The sequence below is a fragment of the Caulobacter vibrioides genome, assembly GCF_002858865.1.
GTDB classification, from domain to species: Bacteria; Pseudomonadota; Alphaproteobacteria; order Caulobacterales; family Caulobacteraceae; genus Caulobacter; species Caulobacter vibrioides.
Genome location: NZ_PJRR01000014.1, coordinates 28,715 through 41,463 on the forward strand (window position 1 = coordinate 28,715; position 12,749 = coordinate 41,463).

15 protein-coding genes and 1 pseudogene are annotated in these 12,749 nt (G+C 68.1%); 9 read left to right on the forward strand and 7 right to left on the reverse strand.

All coding sequences use genetic code 11. The features are described 5' to 3' along the window. The first annotated feature begins 35 nt into the window (after window positions 1-35). A complete protein-coding gene (locus tag CVUC_RS09845) occupies window positions 36-1,193 on the forward strand; it encodes an aminotransferase (RefSeq protein WP_096032562.1) in 1,158 nt (385 codons plus the stop codon). A gap of 9 nt (window positions 1,194-1,202) precedes the next feature. Here the strand turns inward: CVUC_RS09845 and CVUC_RS09850 are convergent, their stop codons facing one another. Next, the gene (locus CVUC_RS09850; protein WP_096034731.1) at window positions 1,203-2,306 is read right to left on the reverse strand and encodes an aromatic ring-hydroxylating oxygenase subunit alpha; all 1,104 of its coding nucleotides are present in this window, start codon (window positions 2,304-2,306) and stop codon (window positions 1,203-1,205) included. A 222-nt stretch (window positions 2,307-2,528) separates the two neighbouring features. Next, on the reverse strand, window positions 2,529-4,007 hold the full coding sequence (locus tag CVUC_RS09860) for a M20 family peptidase (protein ID WP_024265607.1): 1,479 nt from the start codon (window positions 4,005-4,007) through the stop codon (window positions 2,529-2,531). 218 nt (window positions 4,008-4,225) lie between these two features. Between CVUC_RS09860 and CVUC_RS09865 the strand changes: the two are divergent. After that, window positions 4,226-4,441: pseudogene (locus CVUC_RS09865) on the forward strand (hypothetical protein); the annotation flags it as partial. A 656-nt stretch (window positions 4,442-5,097) separates the two neighbouring features. Here the strand turns inward: CVUC_RS09865 and CVUC_RS09875 are convergent. From CVUC_RS09875 to CVUC_RS09890, 4 genes are all read right to left on the reverse strand, one after another. After that, the gene (locus CVUC_RS09875; protein WP_010918619.1) at window positions 5,098-5,706 is read right to left on the reverse strand and encodes a TetR/AcrR family transcriptional regulator; all 609 of its coding nucleotides are present in this window, start codon (window positions 5,704-5,706) and stop codon (window positions 5,098-5,100) included. Between the two features lie 83 nt (window positions 5,707-5,789). After that, window positions 5,790-6,437, reverse strand: coding sequence for a TetR/AcrR family transcriptional regulator (locus CVUC_RS09880; RefSeq protein ID WP_096032559.1), 648 nt, complete (start codon window positions 6,435-6,437; stop codon window positions 5,790-5,792). Beyond that, window positions 6,434-6,658 carry a hypothetical protein gene (locus CVUC_RS09885; protein WP_010918617.1) on the reverse strand — a complete coding sequence of 75 codons (225 nt, stop codon included), beginning with the start codon at window positions 6,656-6,658 and terminating at the stop codon, window positions 6,434-6,436. Before CVUC_RS09885 ends, CVUC_RS09880 begins: the two co-directional genes overlap by 4 nt. Continuing rightward, window positions 6,594-6,728 carry a hypothetical protein gene (locus CVUC_RS09890; RefSeq protein ID WP_024265606.1) on the reverse strand — a complete coding sequence of 45 codons (135 nt, stop codon included), beginning with the start codon at window positions 6,726-6,728 and terminating at the stop codon, window positions 6,594-6,596. Before CVUC_RS09890 ends, CVUC_RS09885 begins: the two co-directional genes overlap by 65 nt. Window positions 6,729-7,012: 284 nt before the next feature. Here CVUC_RS09890 and CVUC_RS09895 point away from each other — a divergent pair, with 284 nt between their 5' ends. After that, entirely contained in the window at window positions 7,013-7,216 is a 204-nt protein-coding gene (locus tag CVUC_RS09895) for a twin transmembrane helix small protein (protein WP_024265605.1), read from the forward strand. Between the two features lie 37 nt (window positions 7,217-7,253). Further along, window positions 7,254-7,832, forward strand: a complete 579-nt coding sequence (locus CVUC_RS09900; RefSeq protein ID WP_010918615.1) for a cob(I)yrinic acid a,c-diamide adenosyltransferase — start codon at window positions 7,254-7,256, stop codon at window positions 7,830-7,832. 158 nt (window positions 7,833-7,990) lie between these two features. Here the strand turns inward: CVUC_RS09900 and CVUC_RS09905 are convergent, their stop codons facing one another. After that, window positions 7,991-8,329, reverse strand: a complete 339-nt coding sequence (locus CVUC_RS09905) for a hypothetical protein (RefSeq protein WP_012640047.1) — start codon at window positions 8,327-8,329, stop codon at window positions 7,991-7,993. 207 nt (window positions 8,330-8,536) lie between these two features. On the opposite strand from CVUC_RS09905, the gene CVUC_RS09910 reads away from it, so the two are divergent. From CVUC_RS09910 to CVUC_RS09930, 5 genes are all read left to right on the forward strand, one after another. Then, window positions 8,537-9,283 carry an electron transfer flavoprotein subunit beta/FixA family protein gene (locus tag CVUC_RS09910; protein ID WP_010918613.1) on the forward strand — a complete coding sequence of 249 codons (747 nt, stop codon included), beginning with the start codon at window positions 8,537-8,539 and terminating at the stop codon, window positions 9,281-9,283. Then, window positions 9,283-10,224: an electron transfer flavoprotein subunit alpha/FixB family protein gene (locus CVUC_RS09915; RefSeq protein WP_096032558.1), complete on the forward strand. Its 942-nt coding sequence runs from the start codon at window positions 9,283-9,285 to the stop codon at window positions 10,222-10,224. Before CVUC_RS09910 ends, CVUC_RS09915 begins: the two co-directional genes overlap by 1 nt. 4 nt (window positions 10,225-10,228) lie before the next feature. Beyond that, the gene (locus CVUC_RS09920; protein ID WP_010918611.1) at window positions 10,229-10,573 is read left to right on the forward strand and encodes a DUF6883 domain-containing protein; all 345 of its coding nucleotides are present in this window, start codon (window positions 10,229-10,231) and stop codon (window positions 10,571-10,573) included. Continuing rightward, complete coding sequence (locus CVUC_RS09925; RefSeq protein WP_010918610.1) at window positions 10,570-10,779, forward strand: DUF4926 domain-containing protein; 210 nt, start codon at window positions 10,570-10,572, stop codon at window positions 10,777-10,779. Before CVUC_RS09920 ends, CVUC_RS09925 begins: the two co-directional genes overlap by 4 nt. Before the next feature lie 144 nt (window positions 10,780-10,923). Next, on the forward strand, window positions 10,924-12,624 hold the full coding sequence (locus CVUC_RS09930) for an ATP-binding protein (protein WP_096032557.1): 1,701 nt from the start codon (window positions 10,924-10,926) through the stop codon (window positions 12,622-12,624). Window positions 12,625-12,749 lie beyond the last annotated feature (125 nt).

Below are 12,749 nucleotides of genomic sequence, written 5' to 3' on the forward strand. Positions count from 1 at the left end.
GGTCGATCCGCCGGGCGGAATGCTACGCCTCGGCCATGGTTCATCCCGTCTTCGACAACCTGCCCACCACGATCTTCGAGCGCATGAGCGGCCTGGCCCGTCAGTATGGCGCGATCAATCTGGGTCAGGGCTTTCCCGACGATCAGGGGCCCCTGCCCGTGCGCGAAGCCGCCGCGCGGGCGCTGATCGAGGGTTCGAACCAGTATCCGCCGATGCGGGGCCTGCCTGAGCTGCGCGCCGCCGTGGCCGGCCACTATGCACGGACCCAGGACCTGGCCCTGGACCCCGAGAGCGAGATCGTCGTCACCTCCGGCGCCACCGAGGCCCTGGCGGCGGCGTTCACGTCGCTGATCTCGCCCGGCGACGAGGTGGTGCTGTTCCAGCCGCTGTATGACGCCTACCTGCCGCTGGTCCGCCGGGCGGGCGGCGTGCCCCGGCTGGTCAAGCTGTCGCCGCCGCACTGGCGGTTCGACCGCGCGATGCTGGAGGCGGCGTTCAGCGACCGCACACGGATGGTGGTGCTGAACAGCCCGCTGAACCCGGCGGGCGTGGTGGCCCCGGACGAGGACCTGGCGCTGCTGGCTGAGGTCTGCGTGCGCCACGACGTCGTCGCCGTCTGCGACGAGGTCTGGGAGGCCGTGGTGTTCGACGGTCGGCGCCACCGGCCGCTGATGAGCTTCCCCGGCATGCGCCAGCGGACGGTGAAGATCGGCTCGGCCGGCAAGCTGTTCGGCATGACCGGCTGGAAGGTCGGCTTCCTGTGCGCCGCCCCGCCCCTGGCCCGCGCCCTGGCGGCCGCCCACCAGTTCCTGACCTTCACCACCCCGCCCAACCTGCAGGCGGGCGTGGCCTGGGGTCTCGACAACCACCGCGCCTGGTTCGACGACATGCCGGCGAACCTGCAGCGCTCACGCGATCGCCTGACCGCCGGTCTTCGCGACGCCGGCTATGTCGTGCTGGAGAGCCAGGGCACCTACTTCCTCAATGTCGATCTGGCCGCCTCGGGGATCGCGCTGGACGACGTGACCTTCTGCGAGCGCTGCGTGACCGAGCACGGCGTCGCGGCCATTCCGGTCTCGGCCTTCTTCGCGGAGGATCCGGTGACCACCGTGGTCCGCCTGTGCTTCGCCAAGGCCGACGCGACCCTGGACGAGGCGGTCAGGCGCCTGGCGGCGGCGAAGGCGGCGCTGTAGGGCCCCGCCTTAAGTCCGCCAGCGCAGCGTCTGGTCCCGCACCGGGTTGACGAACGGCCGGCCCTCGCGGCGGCTGGCGTTCCATTCGCGCTTGCACTGGTGGTACCAGCGGGCCTGCTGGTCGGCGTCGCCCACCCACATCAGGGGCGGATTGCACTTGAGGCCCGGCGTCTGGTTCTCGACGATCCTGCCGTCCTGGCGCAGGAAGGCGCGGGCGGCGATGCGGATGATCGGATAGAGCGCCGTGAACGCCCAGTGATCCGACCACATGATCTGGTTCATCCGGGTCTTGTGGGCATTGATCGGGGTCATGGCCGACAGGGCCAGCACCTGCTTCTTGCCCACCGTCACATGCTCCCAGCGCAGGCCCGGCAGGCGGAAGGTGATCTCGGTCAGGGGCTCGCCGCCCAGGATGGCGTAGGCCTTGGAGTTCTTGGACGGCTCGTGCCGCACCATGGTGAAACCGGCCTCGCTGGGGGCGAAGCGTTTGTTCTTCTCGTGCTGGCTCGTTTTGGTGCGCCACCACCACTGCTGATGCACGTAAGGCCCGTGGGCCGGGTCGATCAGGCCCAGCACCGCGTGGTCGATATGGATGTCGTAGTCCAGGTGGTCGACGAGCTTCGGCTTGCCGCCCACCACGCCCGGGATCACCGGCGGCGGCTCGGGCGGCTGGCCGTCAAAGCGCGGGTCCGACGACATCCAGATCCACACCAGGCCCTGCGCCTCGACCGTCGGATAGCGGCGCACCCGCACCTTGGCGATGTCGAAGTCGCTGTCGGCGGTCAGGGACGGGATCGCCGTGCAGGCGCCGTCCGGTCCGAACCGCCAGCCGTGATAGGGGCACTCGACGCTGTCGGTCCCGTCAGCCTCGCGGTGCAGGCGGCCGGCCGACAGGGCTGCGGCGCGGTGGGGACAGATGTCGCGGATCGCATAGACCTGACCGGCCCGCGTGCGGCCCAAGAGCACCGGCTCGCCCAGATATTCGCGCTTGGATTTGGTCCCCGGTTTCAGATCGGGCGACAGGGCCGCCACGTACCAGGCGTCCCAGACAAAGCCCTCGCCGAACTTGTCGGCGGCGGCGGGTTTGATCGGCTTTGACGCATCGTCGGGCATGGTCTGGCTGTGCATCAAGTTGATTGCGGTTTCACGACGCTGGGAGGTGGGAACAACAGCGTTCTTAGCTTAGCAGCGCCCCCTCCGTCACGTCGCCTATCGGCGCCGCGACACCTCCCCCGTGTTACGGGTGAGGAGGATGCCACAACCCTCCTGCCCCGCTTGCGGGGGAGGTGGCGCGCGGCGAAAGCCGCGTGACGGAGGGGGCGCTAAAGCCCGCCCCTACCGCGACCCCGCCGTCTCGACCAGGCGCTGGTAGAAGCGGACCATGCGCTCGACGTTATCGAGGCTGATATGCTCGTCGGTGCCGTGGATCACCTTGGTGCCGTCGACGGTCAAAACGAGCGGCTGGAAGCGATAGACGTCGCTTGAGACCCCGCCCATGTAGCGGCTGTCGGTGCCGGCGGTGACCAGGCCCGGCACGACCGGGGCCTGGCTCTCGTCGGCGGCGAGGCCAGCCAGGGTCTTCCAGGCGTCCGACGTCGTGGACGACACCGCCGAGGGCTCGTTGCGATGGCCTTCGAAGGCCAGTTCGACGGGCAGGTCGCCGACCGCTTCCTTGGCCTTGGCCATCACCTTGTCGGAGCTGTCGCCGGGCGCGATGCGGTAGTTGATCCAGGCGGTGGCGTCCTGCGGCAGGACGTTTTCCTTCGGCGAGCCCTTGAGCATGGTCGGCGCGATGGTGGTGTGCAGCATGGCCGCGCCCGCCGGGCTCTTGGCCGTGACCTTCACCAGCAGCGACGAGAACAGCCAGGTGTTGGCCGCAAAGACCTTCACCACCGGCGAGGCGTGGGGCGAGATCGCCTTGAGCATGTCCGCCCCCGGCCCCTGGAACTTCATCGGGAAGGGATTGTCGTGGATGGCCTGCACGGCCTTGGACAGGGTGACGACGCCGCCGCCGTCCTTGGGCGGGGCCGAGGAGTGGCCGCCCACGGCCGGGGCGGTGACCTTCAGGGTCGCATAGCCCTTCTCGGCCACGCCGATAATGGCGGCCGGCTCATTTGTGACGGGATGGTCGGCGACCACCGCCATGCCCTCGTCCAGGACGAACTGGGCCTTGATGTTGCGCGACTTCAGGAGCGCGGCGGCGGCCTGGGCGCCCTCGCCGCGCACCTCCTCGTCATGACCGCTGACGATGATCACGGTGCGCACCGGCTTGAAGCCGCCGGCCGCCACGCTTTCCAGCGCCTCGAAGATGGTGACCAGCGAGCCCTTGTCGTCGATCGCCCCGCGGCCCCAGACCTTGCCGTCCGCGACGACGCCGGCGAAGGGCGGGTGGGTCCACTGGCCCTCGCTGCCAGGCGTGACCGGCACCACGTCCTGGTGGGCCATCAGCACGATCGGCGCCAGGGCGGGGTTCGAGCCGGTCCAGGTGTAGACGAGGCCATGGCCGGCCACGACCTCGCGGGTCATGGCCTTGTGGGCCTGCGGATAGGTGGTCTGCAGCCAGGCGTGCAGCTTGTCCCACTCGGCCGGCTGGTCGTCGGCGCGGTTCTGGTGGCTGATGGTCTGGAAGCGGATGGCCTCCGCCAGATGCTCGGCGGCCTTGGCCACGTCCACCGGCCGGGCCGGCGCCAGCCTGGCGGCGGCGGGATCGGCCTGGGCCGGGGCCTCGAACGTCGCGGTGCGCACCGCCACCACCGCCGATACGGCCAGCACCAGCCCCACGGCCGTCAGCGCGACCTTACCCCCGATACCCATGACGCTCTCCCCTAAGCTTTGAGGAGACTGTGCGACCGGGGAGCGGCGCTGGCAATCCTGCCGTTGGGGCGGTGAAGGAGCGAAAGTTATCCACAGGGGCGGCGCGCTGTGGCGCTCAATCCCCGTTCTTTTCCGAACCGAGGCCAGGAAATTCAACACCTTATAGGAAAACACAGGTTTCTTATCCCCGCCCTCCCGTTCGGCCCCATGCTGGCGCCATGACCCAGACGACCTCCGAAACCTGGTGCGCCCGGATACAGGCCAAGCTGATGGCGGCGATCGACGCCGCCTGGGCCATGATCGAGGCCAGCGACGACCCCGCCGTGCTGCGCAAGGCCCGCGACCGGGTCAAGGCATGCGGCGAGATGGCCGCCAATGTCCGCAAGATCGCGGCGATGAGCGGTCAGAGGAAGCCCGCGCCCCGCACGCCGGGGGGATCGGCGCCGGACGCGGCGCTCTCCGCCGTCGCGACGGCCGCGCCGGGGTCGGATTCTGGCTCTGTTCGGGGCCTGGATCGGTTGAGGGGCGGCGGACGCGGGCGATTGTAGGGCAAGAGCCCCGGCGAGACGGCGAAGGCTGGAGAGGTCGGGTTTCTGGAGGGATGCAGGAGACTGGTCCCGCCCCGAACCGGACTTTTGGCTCCCTGCGTCCTTCGAGGCGCGCTCAGGAGCGCGCACCTCAGGATGAGGTGTTCAGCAAAAGCTTTCCTCATCCTGAGGTGCGAGCCGTAGGTGAGCCTCGAAGGACGCAGGGCGGTAGAAGCCCGACCTCCCCGGCGAACGCCGAGGCCCAGATTCATCCGGGGCGGCTGGGGATGATGCGACATCGCGCGACGGCGCCGCTTCAAGCGCCCGTGGGTTCGATCTGGATCCCGGCGTTCGCCGGGAAGGTCGGGTTTCTGGAGGGATGTTGGAGGCTGTTCACGACCCTGGGCGCACCGAAGAGCGCCCCCTCCGTCACGTCGCCTATCGGCGCCGCGCCACCTCCCCCGTTTCACGGGTGAGGAGGAAGCCGCCGCCCTCCTGCCCCGCTTGCGGGGGAGGTGGATCGCTGCGGATACGCAGCGAGACGGAGGGGGCGTCCCGCCCCCCTACCGCGGCTTCCAGCCCTCGGCGATGACGGCGATCTGGCGGTCCATGGCGGCCGACATTTCGGCGGCCGGCAGGTCGCCGCCCGCGGCGGCGGCCATGCGGTAGTTCCAGGCGTAGGCGGCCTTCAGGGTGTCGACCAGCAGGTTGAGGTCCAGATCGGCCCGCACCTCGCCCTTGCGCACGCCTTCCGCCAGCACGTCGACCAGCATCTGGCTGAGGCGCGGATTGCGGCCATAGGGCGTGACGCCCGCTTCGTTGCTGGGATTATAGGAGGCGGCGATGTGGGCCAGGAACAGCTTCACCCGCCGGGTCTCGAACGCGTAGTGGATCGCGAAGATCGAGCACAGACGATCCGTGGTGCTGCCGCGCAGGACCGGGATCACCCGGTCGAACTCGGCGTAGAGCTCGTCCAGGCGGTGCGTCATGACATGACTGAGCACCTCCGCCTTGGAGGCGAAGGTGGTGAACACGCTGCCGACCGAAACGCCCGCCCGCTCCGCGATGGCGCGGATGGTGGTCTCCTCGTAGCCGACATCGTTGAACAGGTCCCGGGCGGCTACGAGAACCTTCTCGCGCGTCGCCGCCTTCTGCTCGTCTCTTACGCCCAAGCCCGCCCCCTCCCGAACACGCCAGCGTCAATTGATAAGGTCGAAGGCGCTCCGCTCCCCCGAACGGAGCGCCCCCTCCGGTCTTAAGCGCGTGCGCCCGCGAAGATGACTTTCAGTTGATCCGAAAGCCGCGCCAGCAGAGCCTCAACCGACCATCCGTCGTAGACGGCGCGGCGGTAGTTGGCGACATACACGTCCCAAACGATTTCAGCCAAGAGCTTGGCGTCGATATCTTTCTTCAGCTGGCCTTCGTCGACGGCCCGCTGCAGGGCCACGCCGATCAGCTTGAAGATGTGCTTCAGGTCGTTGCGGGCGCGACGCTCGGCGGCTTCCGAACGGGTCCACGACACCGAGATGCTGGCGCGCAGCAGCGGCAGTTGCTCGACATGGAAGCTGTAGGCCACGCCGAACAGGCCCAGCAGCGCCTCGTCCACCGTCTTGGCGGTGCGGGCGGCCTGGGTCATCTGGGCGTAGATGACTTCGTAGTCGGCGGTCAGGATTTCCTCGAACAGCTCCGACTTGTCAGCGAAGCTGGCGAAGACGGCGCCCGTCGACATGCCGGCGGCCTGGGCGATGTCGCGGATGGTGGCGCCCTCATAGCCGCGCTCGCTGAACAGGCGGCGGGCGGCGGCCAGCACGCGTTCGCGCGTGCGCTGCTTGGCCAGCGCGCGGCGGGTCAGCTTCACCGGGGTCTCAGCGCCCTGTTCGATATTGACGGACACAAAGCTCATGCGGCGGCCTCCAGACGGGCGAGCGCGGCTTCGGCGCGCTTTTCGAACTCAACACAGTATTCATCGACGACGTTCTGAAGGACGTCGGCGTAGCGGCGGGCCAACTGGCGGCCATCCTGCGCGGCGTCGCGCAGGTCGGTAATCAGTTGACGAACTTCAGCCATGGCTTCTTCGCGATCGGACGCGGAGAGCGCGGCGGCGGTCGCTAGGCGAGCGCTCATGCGGTGGTCTCCTGTCCCCCGTTTGGGTGAGAAAAGCGCCGAACAGATCGTGGTGGGGGAGGATGATCATGTTCAACGAACGCGCACTGAGAAATGGAAAGCGGCGGCTCTAACGGCATGGGAACGCTAACGCAACCCATAAAAGAACCGCAATCACTGAACGCTGGACTTACGCAATCGTTATCTGAAGGCCGCAAGCGCGTCACTGCGACAAAAGCCCTCACCGAACGAGTTCGACGAATTCACTCAGCGGACAGCGGTCGCTGATGGTCGATCAGGGCGGATCAAAGCGCCCGCCCCCTTATGGCGACGGTGTCTATGGCGCGGGGCGCCGCCACGCCCTATTCTTGGCGCATGTCACAGCTGTTCGACTTTCTCGTCCCGGCCGCGCTTCTGGCGGTTCTGATCGCCCTGGCGGCCGGCCTCTACGCCCTGTTTCGCGGGGGCGATTTCGGCCGGTCCTGGTCGAACAAGCTGATGCGGCTGCGCGTGCTTTTGCAGTTCATCGCCGTCATCGTCCTGGTCGCCGCCGCCTTCTGGTGGCGGAAGGGCGCATAATCCTTAGCCTTATTCGCAGAACGAGAGTCCGCGACCGATGGTCACGCTCAACCGCATCTATACGCGCACCGGCGATGGCGGCACGACACGCCTGGCCACCGGCGCGCCTGTCAGCAAGGCCTCGCTGCGGGTCGATTCCTATGGCGGGGTCGACGAGACCAACGCCGCGATCGGCCAGGCCCGCCAGCACACGGCCGCCGACCCGGTGCTGGACGCGATTCTGGAGCGGATCCAGAACGACCTCTTTGACCTGGGCGCGGATCTGGCCACGCCCGAGCAGCACGGCAAGCCCGAGTGGGAGCCCCTGCGCGTCGTTGAAAGCCAGGTCGAACGGCTGGAGCGCGAGATCGACCAGCTGAACGGCGAGATGTCGGCCCTGACCTCGTTCGTCCTGCCCGGCGGCTCGCCCGCCGCCGCCGCCCTGCACGTGGCCCGCACGGTCTGCCGCCGCGCCGAGCGCGGGGTCGTGGCCCTGTCGGAGATGGATGGGGAAATCGTCGGGACGCCGGCGATCAAGTATCTGAACCGCCTGTCGGACCTTCTGTTCGTCGCCGCCCGCTGGGCCAACGACAAGGGCCAGGCCGACGTGCTGTGGAAGCCGGGCGCGACGCGCTAGGGCGCTGAGCGGGCGCCCACCCAAGACCTCACCCCGTCATCCCGTGCTTTATGCACGGGACCCATCTCTCCGCCGCAGGTGAAGTGCGGGCCTACGCTCTCACGTAGACGCTGAACCATGGGTCCCGCGCATGAAGCGCGGGATGACGACGGTTGGGTTTATTTCTTCTCGGACGCCGCGGGAGCCGCCGCCGTCGGCGGTGCGGCCGCCGGAGCCGCTTCGTCAGCCTCAGCCGGCGCGGCCTTGGCCGGGGCGTCGGCGGTGGGGCCGTCGGCGCTCTGGCCGTTCAGCGGCGGGGTGCCGCGCGGACGGCGGGTCCAGGTCTCGATCGGATAGACCGTGGCGCACTTCATCCACTTGCCCGCCCAGGCGCCGCCGCTCTTCTCGCAGCGGTCCTTCGGCCACACCCACGTGGCGTGGTAGACCAGCACGCTGGCGCTGCTCAGCAGGAATATGCCGATGAAGATGTATTTCAGACGGTTGATAGTCTTGTTCATGCCGGCCCCATAACGCTTTTCGGCCCCTTAGGGAATTGCCGTGGGGAGGCCTTACGGCGACACGCGACCGCGAAAATCGTACAACCGTTTGAAGCCCGGAGCGTTTTCAGCCTTACGCTTACGCGAAGGGAAACTTGCATTGCGGCGTCGAAGCGCTAAGTCGGTGCCCAAGCAGGAGAAACGCAAGCCTGGAGGCGGTGGAAACCGATGAAGGTCCTAGTCCCGGTTAAACGGGTGATCGATTATAACGTGAAGGCCCGCGTAAAGGCGGACCAGACGGGCGTCGACCTGGCGAACGTCAAGATGTCCATGAACCCCTTCTGTGAGATCGCGGTCGAAGAAGCCGTGCGTCTCAAGGAAAAGGGTGTGGCGACCGAGGTCGTCATCGTCAGCATCGGTCCGGCGCAGGCCCAGGAAACCATCCGCACGGCGCTGGCCATGGGCGGCGACCGCGGGGTGCTGATCACCACCGACGCCGATCCCGAGCCGCTGGCCGTGGCCAAGCTGCTGGCCGCCGTGGTGGCCGAAGAAAATCCGAACCTCGTCCTGATGGGCAAGCAGGCCATCGACGGCGACAACAACGCCGTGGGCCAGATGCTGTCGGCCCTGCTGGGCTGGCCGCAGGCCACCTACGCCTCGGCGATCGAGGTCTCGGCCACCAGCGCCAAGGTCACCCGCGAAGTCGACGGCGGCCTGCAGACGGTCGATGTCGACCTGCCGGCCGTGATCACCGCCGACCTGCGCCTGAACGAGCCGCGCTATGCGTCTCTGCCCAACATCATGAAGGCCAAGAAGAAGGAGATCGTCAGCAAGACGGTCGCCGACTACGGCGTCGACATCGCGCCGCGCCTGAAGGTCCTGAAGGTCACCGAGCCCGCCAAGCGCTCGGCCGGCATCAAGGTCGAGACGGCTTCTGACCTCGTGTCCAAGCTCAACACCGCGGGGGTGCTGTAATGGCTGTTCTCGTCGTCGCTGATAACGACAACGCGCTGCTGCGCGACGCCACCCACAAGACCGTCACCGCCGCCCTGAAGATCTCGGGCGACGTGGACGTGCTGGTGCTGGGCAAGGGCGCCAAGGCCGTCGCCGACGCCGCCGCCAAGATCGCCGGCGTCCGCAAGGTTCTGCTGGCTGAGTCCGACGCGCTTGGTCACGGCGTGGCCGAGGCTCAGGCCGACGCCGTGCTGGCCCTGGCCGGCAATTACGACGCGATCCTGGTTCCGGCCACCTCGGGCGGCAAGAACTTCGCCCCCCGCGTCGCGGCCAAGCTGGACGTGGCTCCGATCTCGGAAATCGTCGAAGTCGTCGCCGCCGACACCTTCACGCGTCCGATCTACGCCGGCAACGCCCTGGAGACCGTTCAGTCGAGCGACTCCAAGAAGGTGATCACCGTGCGTCCGACCGCCTTCGCCGCCGCCGCTGAAGGCGGCTCGGCCTCGGTGGAGACCGTCGGCGGCGCCGACGCGGCCAAGACCCGCTTCGTCAGCGAAGAGATGGTCAAGTCCGACCGTCCGGAACTGGCGGCGGCCAAGATCGTCGTCTCGGGCGGTCGCGCCATGGGTTCGGCCGAAGAGTTCCAGCGCGTCATCGAGCCCCTGGCCGACAAGCTGGGCGCCGCCGTCGGCGCCAGCCGCGCGGCCGTCGACGCCGGCTACGCCCCCAACGACTACCAAGTCGGTCAGACGGGCAAGGTCGTGGCGCCGCAACTCTATGTCGCCATCGGCATCTCGGGCGCCATCCAGCACCTGGCCGGCATGAAGGACTCCAAGGTGATCGTCGCGATCAACAAGGACGCCGACGCGCCGATCTTCCAGGTCGCCGATTTCGGCCTGGTGGCGGACTACAAGTCGGCCGTGCCGGAACTGATGGACGCCCTGGCGGCGGCCGGTAAGTAAGCGTTTGAAACTCCCGGGCGGCGAGAGCGTCCAGATCGATCCGCGAAAGCTTGTCGATTATGCGCTCTCGCCGACCCACCCGGTGGGCAAGCACAAGGCCCGCCTCTTCGCCTCCCGCCTGGGCCTGACCCAGGCCGATGCGCCTGCCCTCGAAGCCGCGTTGCGCATCGCCGCCGCTTCGCAGGACGCCACCTTGATCAAGTCGGACGCCTGGGGCCAGCGCTGGCAGATCGACTTCATGTTTCAGTTCGGCGCGTTGTCTGCGATGATCACCAGCGGCTGGATCGTCCCCGCTGACGGATCGGCCGTTCGTTTGACTTCGGTCTTCATCGCGCGAGACCCAGGATGATTGAAGAACTCGACACGGTGGCGCTGCTGATCGACAAGCCGGCGCTGGGCCTGGAGAAGGGCCTGATCGGCGCGGTCGTCTACGTCCATGGCGCGCACGAGGCTTTCGAGGTCGAGTTCGTCGATGACGATGGCCACACCTTCTGCCTCGAAACCTTCAAGCCCGAAGAGCTCTTGAAGATCCACCGGCGCGCCAAGGCGGCGTAGTCGAAGCCCTCCCCCTTCTCCCGCAAGGGAAGAAGACACTCGTCCGCCGCTTTTGCCTCGCCTACGATCTTGCGTCCCTTTGCAACCTGCAAAGGCGCAGCTAGGACTCGATCCCTAGTCTCGTTTCCCAGGACATCGGCCGCCTTGCCCAGATTCGCCGAATGGCTGGACCAGGACGTCACCTCGGTGACGGCGCGCAGCCTGCCGACCCTGGGCGTGCGTCTGGCGATCTGCGCGGCGACCGCGCTGATCTACGCCCTGGCGGTCGATCTGCAGGGCGGCCTGCTCTGGGGCCTGGCCGTGGCCAGCGCCGAGGCGGCGGTGTTCATCTGCAGCAGTCCCCAGCGCGCCGACCGCAAGATCAGCCACGCCCAGCGCCTGGCCTATGTGGCCGCCGTCGCCTGGATGAACATCGTCTGGTGGTCGCTGGCGATCATGCTGTGGCGCCAGGACCACCCTGCCCTGCGGATGGCGGCCCTGTGCGTGGTCTGCGCCTTTCTGGTGCATGCGCAAGCCTTCACGGCCCGGTCCAAGACCCTGTTGCTGATCGTCGGCGGCGGCAGCGCGACGTTGCTGCTGGTGTTGTGCGGGGTGCTGAACGACTTTCCGCCCAGCGAGCGTCTGGCGCTGTGCGCGGCGGCGATCATCCTGATCATCTATACGGCCAAGGCCGCCCAGACCAACGGCCAGCAGGGCCGCGCCCTGGAGTTGGCCAAGAGCCAGGCCGAGGCCGCCAGCCAGGCCAAGTCCGAGTTCCTGGCCCTGATGAGCCACGAGCTGCGCACGCCGCTGAACGGCATGCTGGGCCTGTCGCAGGCCCTGAAGCTGGAGCCGCTGGAGCCGGGCGAGCGCGAACAGGTCGAACTGCTGGAAGAGTCGGGCCGCACCCTCTTGGCCCTGCTCAACGACGTGCTCGACATGGCCAAGATCGAGGCGGGCAAGCTCGATATCGCCCCCACCCAGGAGGACCTCTCGCGCCTGGCCGAACGGGTGGTGCGGATCAACCAGGCCCAGGCGCGCGAGAAGGGCACGGAGATCACGCTGGAGATCGACCCGGCCACGCCGCGCGCCCTGCTGTTCGATCCGCTGCGGGTGCGCCAGTGCCTGGGGAATCTGGTTTCCAACGCCGTGAAGTTCACCCCCGCCGGCCAGATCCGGGTGCGGGTGACCTGCGAGGCCGGCGACCAGCCTGACCGGATGCTGGCCAAGATCATCGTCTCCGACACCGGCGTGGGCATGGGCCCCGCCGTCCTGGCCAGGATCTTCACGCCGTTCGAGCAGGCCGATCCGACCATCGCCCGCCGCACGGGCGGGACGGGCCTTGGCCTCAACATCACCCGGCGCCTGGCGCAGATGATGGGCGGCTCGGTCAGCGTGCGCAGCACCGAGGGCAAGGGCTCGACCTTCACCCTGACCTTCGGCTGCAGGCTGCCGAGCGCCGGCGCCGCCGAGACCGGCGGACCGCTGAGCGGCGAACACCCCCTGCGCCTGCTGGTCGTCGACGACTATGCGGTGAACCGCAAGGTCATCGCCATGATGCTGGCCCCGCTGGGCTGCGAGATCGTCGAGGCCGACAATGGCCAGCGCGCCCTCGACCTGCTGGCCGAGCGCGAGGTCGACGCCGTGCTGCTGGACTTCAACATGCCGGTGATGGGCGGGCTGGAGACCACCCGTCGCCTGCGCGCCGACCCGCGCTGGCGCAAGCTGCCCATCGTCTGCCTGACCGCCGGCGTCATGGACGACGAACGCGCCGCCGCCGCGACGGCGGGCATGGACGGCTTCATCGAGAAGCCGATCGAGATGTCGACCCTGGTCTCGACCCTCGCCCGCGTCGCTCGACGTTGAGTTAGGCGGCCGACCGTCACACAACCATTACGTCAGCGTCATCGCACCATTATCAAAGCGTCGCGCCAGCGTCGCCTGGCCTGCCTATCCCCGCCTCCATCTTCGCAATCGTGAAATGAGTATGG

Excerpts from the sequence above, each read along its gene's own strand:
- CVUC_RS09845 (WP_096032562.1), top strand. The coding sequence starts at position 36 with ATGGTTCATCCCGTCTTCGACAACCTGCCCACCACGATCTTCGAGCGC.
- CVUC_RS09850 (WP_096034731.1), bottom strand. The coding sequence starts at position 2,306 with ATGCCCGACGATGCGTCAAAGCCGATCAAACCCGCCGCCGCCGACAAG.
- CVUC_RS09860 (WP_024265607.1), bottom strand. The coding sequence starts at position 4,007 with ATGGGTATCGGGGGTAAGGTCGCGCTGACGGCCGTGGGGCTGGTGCTG.
- CVUC_RS09880 (WP_096032559.1), bottom strand. The coding sequence starts at position 6,437 with ATGAGCTTTGTGTCCGTCAATATCGAACAGGGCGCTGAGACCCCGGTG.
- CVUC_RS09885 (WP_010918617.1), bottom strand. The coding sequence starts at position 6,658 with ATGAGCGCTCGCCTAGCGACCGCCGCCGCGCTCTCCGCGTCCGATCGC.
- CVUC_RS09890 (WP_024265606.1), bottom strand. The coding sequence starts at position 6,728 with ATGATCATCCTCCCCCACCACGATCTGTTCGGCGCTTTTCTCACCCAA.
- CVUC_RS09895 (WP_024265605.1), top strand. The coding sequence starts at position 7,013 with ATGTCACAGCTGTTCGACTTTCTCGTCCCGGCCGCGCTTCTGGCGGTT.
- CVUC_RS09900 (WP_010918615.1), top strand. The coding sequence starts at position 7,254 with ATGGTCACGCTCAACCGCATCTATACGCGCACCGGCGATGGCGGCACG.
- CVUC_RS09905 (WP_012640047.1), bottom strand. The coding sequence starts at position 8,329 with ATGAACAAGACTATCAACCGTCTGAAATACATCTTCATCGGCATATTC.
- CVUC_RS09910 (WP_010918613.1), top strand. The coding sequence starts at position 8,537 with ATGAAGGTCCTAGTCCCGGTTAAACGGGTGATCGATTATAACGTGAAG.
- CVUC_RS09915 (WP_096032558.1), top strand. The coding sequence starts at position 9,283 with ATGGCTGTTCTCGTCGTCGCTGATAACGACAACGCGCTGCTGCGCGAC.
- CVUC_RS09925 (WP_010918610.1), top strand. The coding sequence starts at position 10,570 with ATGATTGAAGAACTCGACACGGTGGCGCTGCTGATCGACAAGCCGGCG.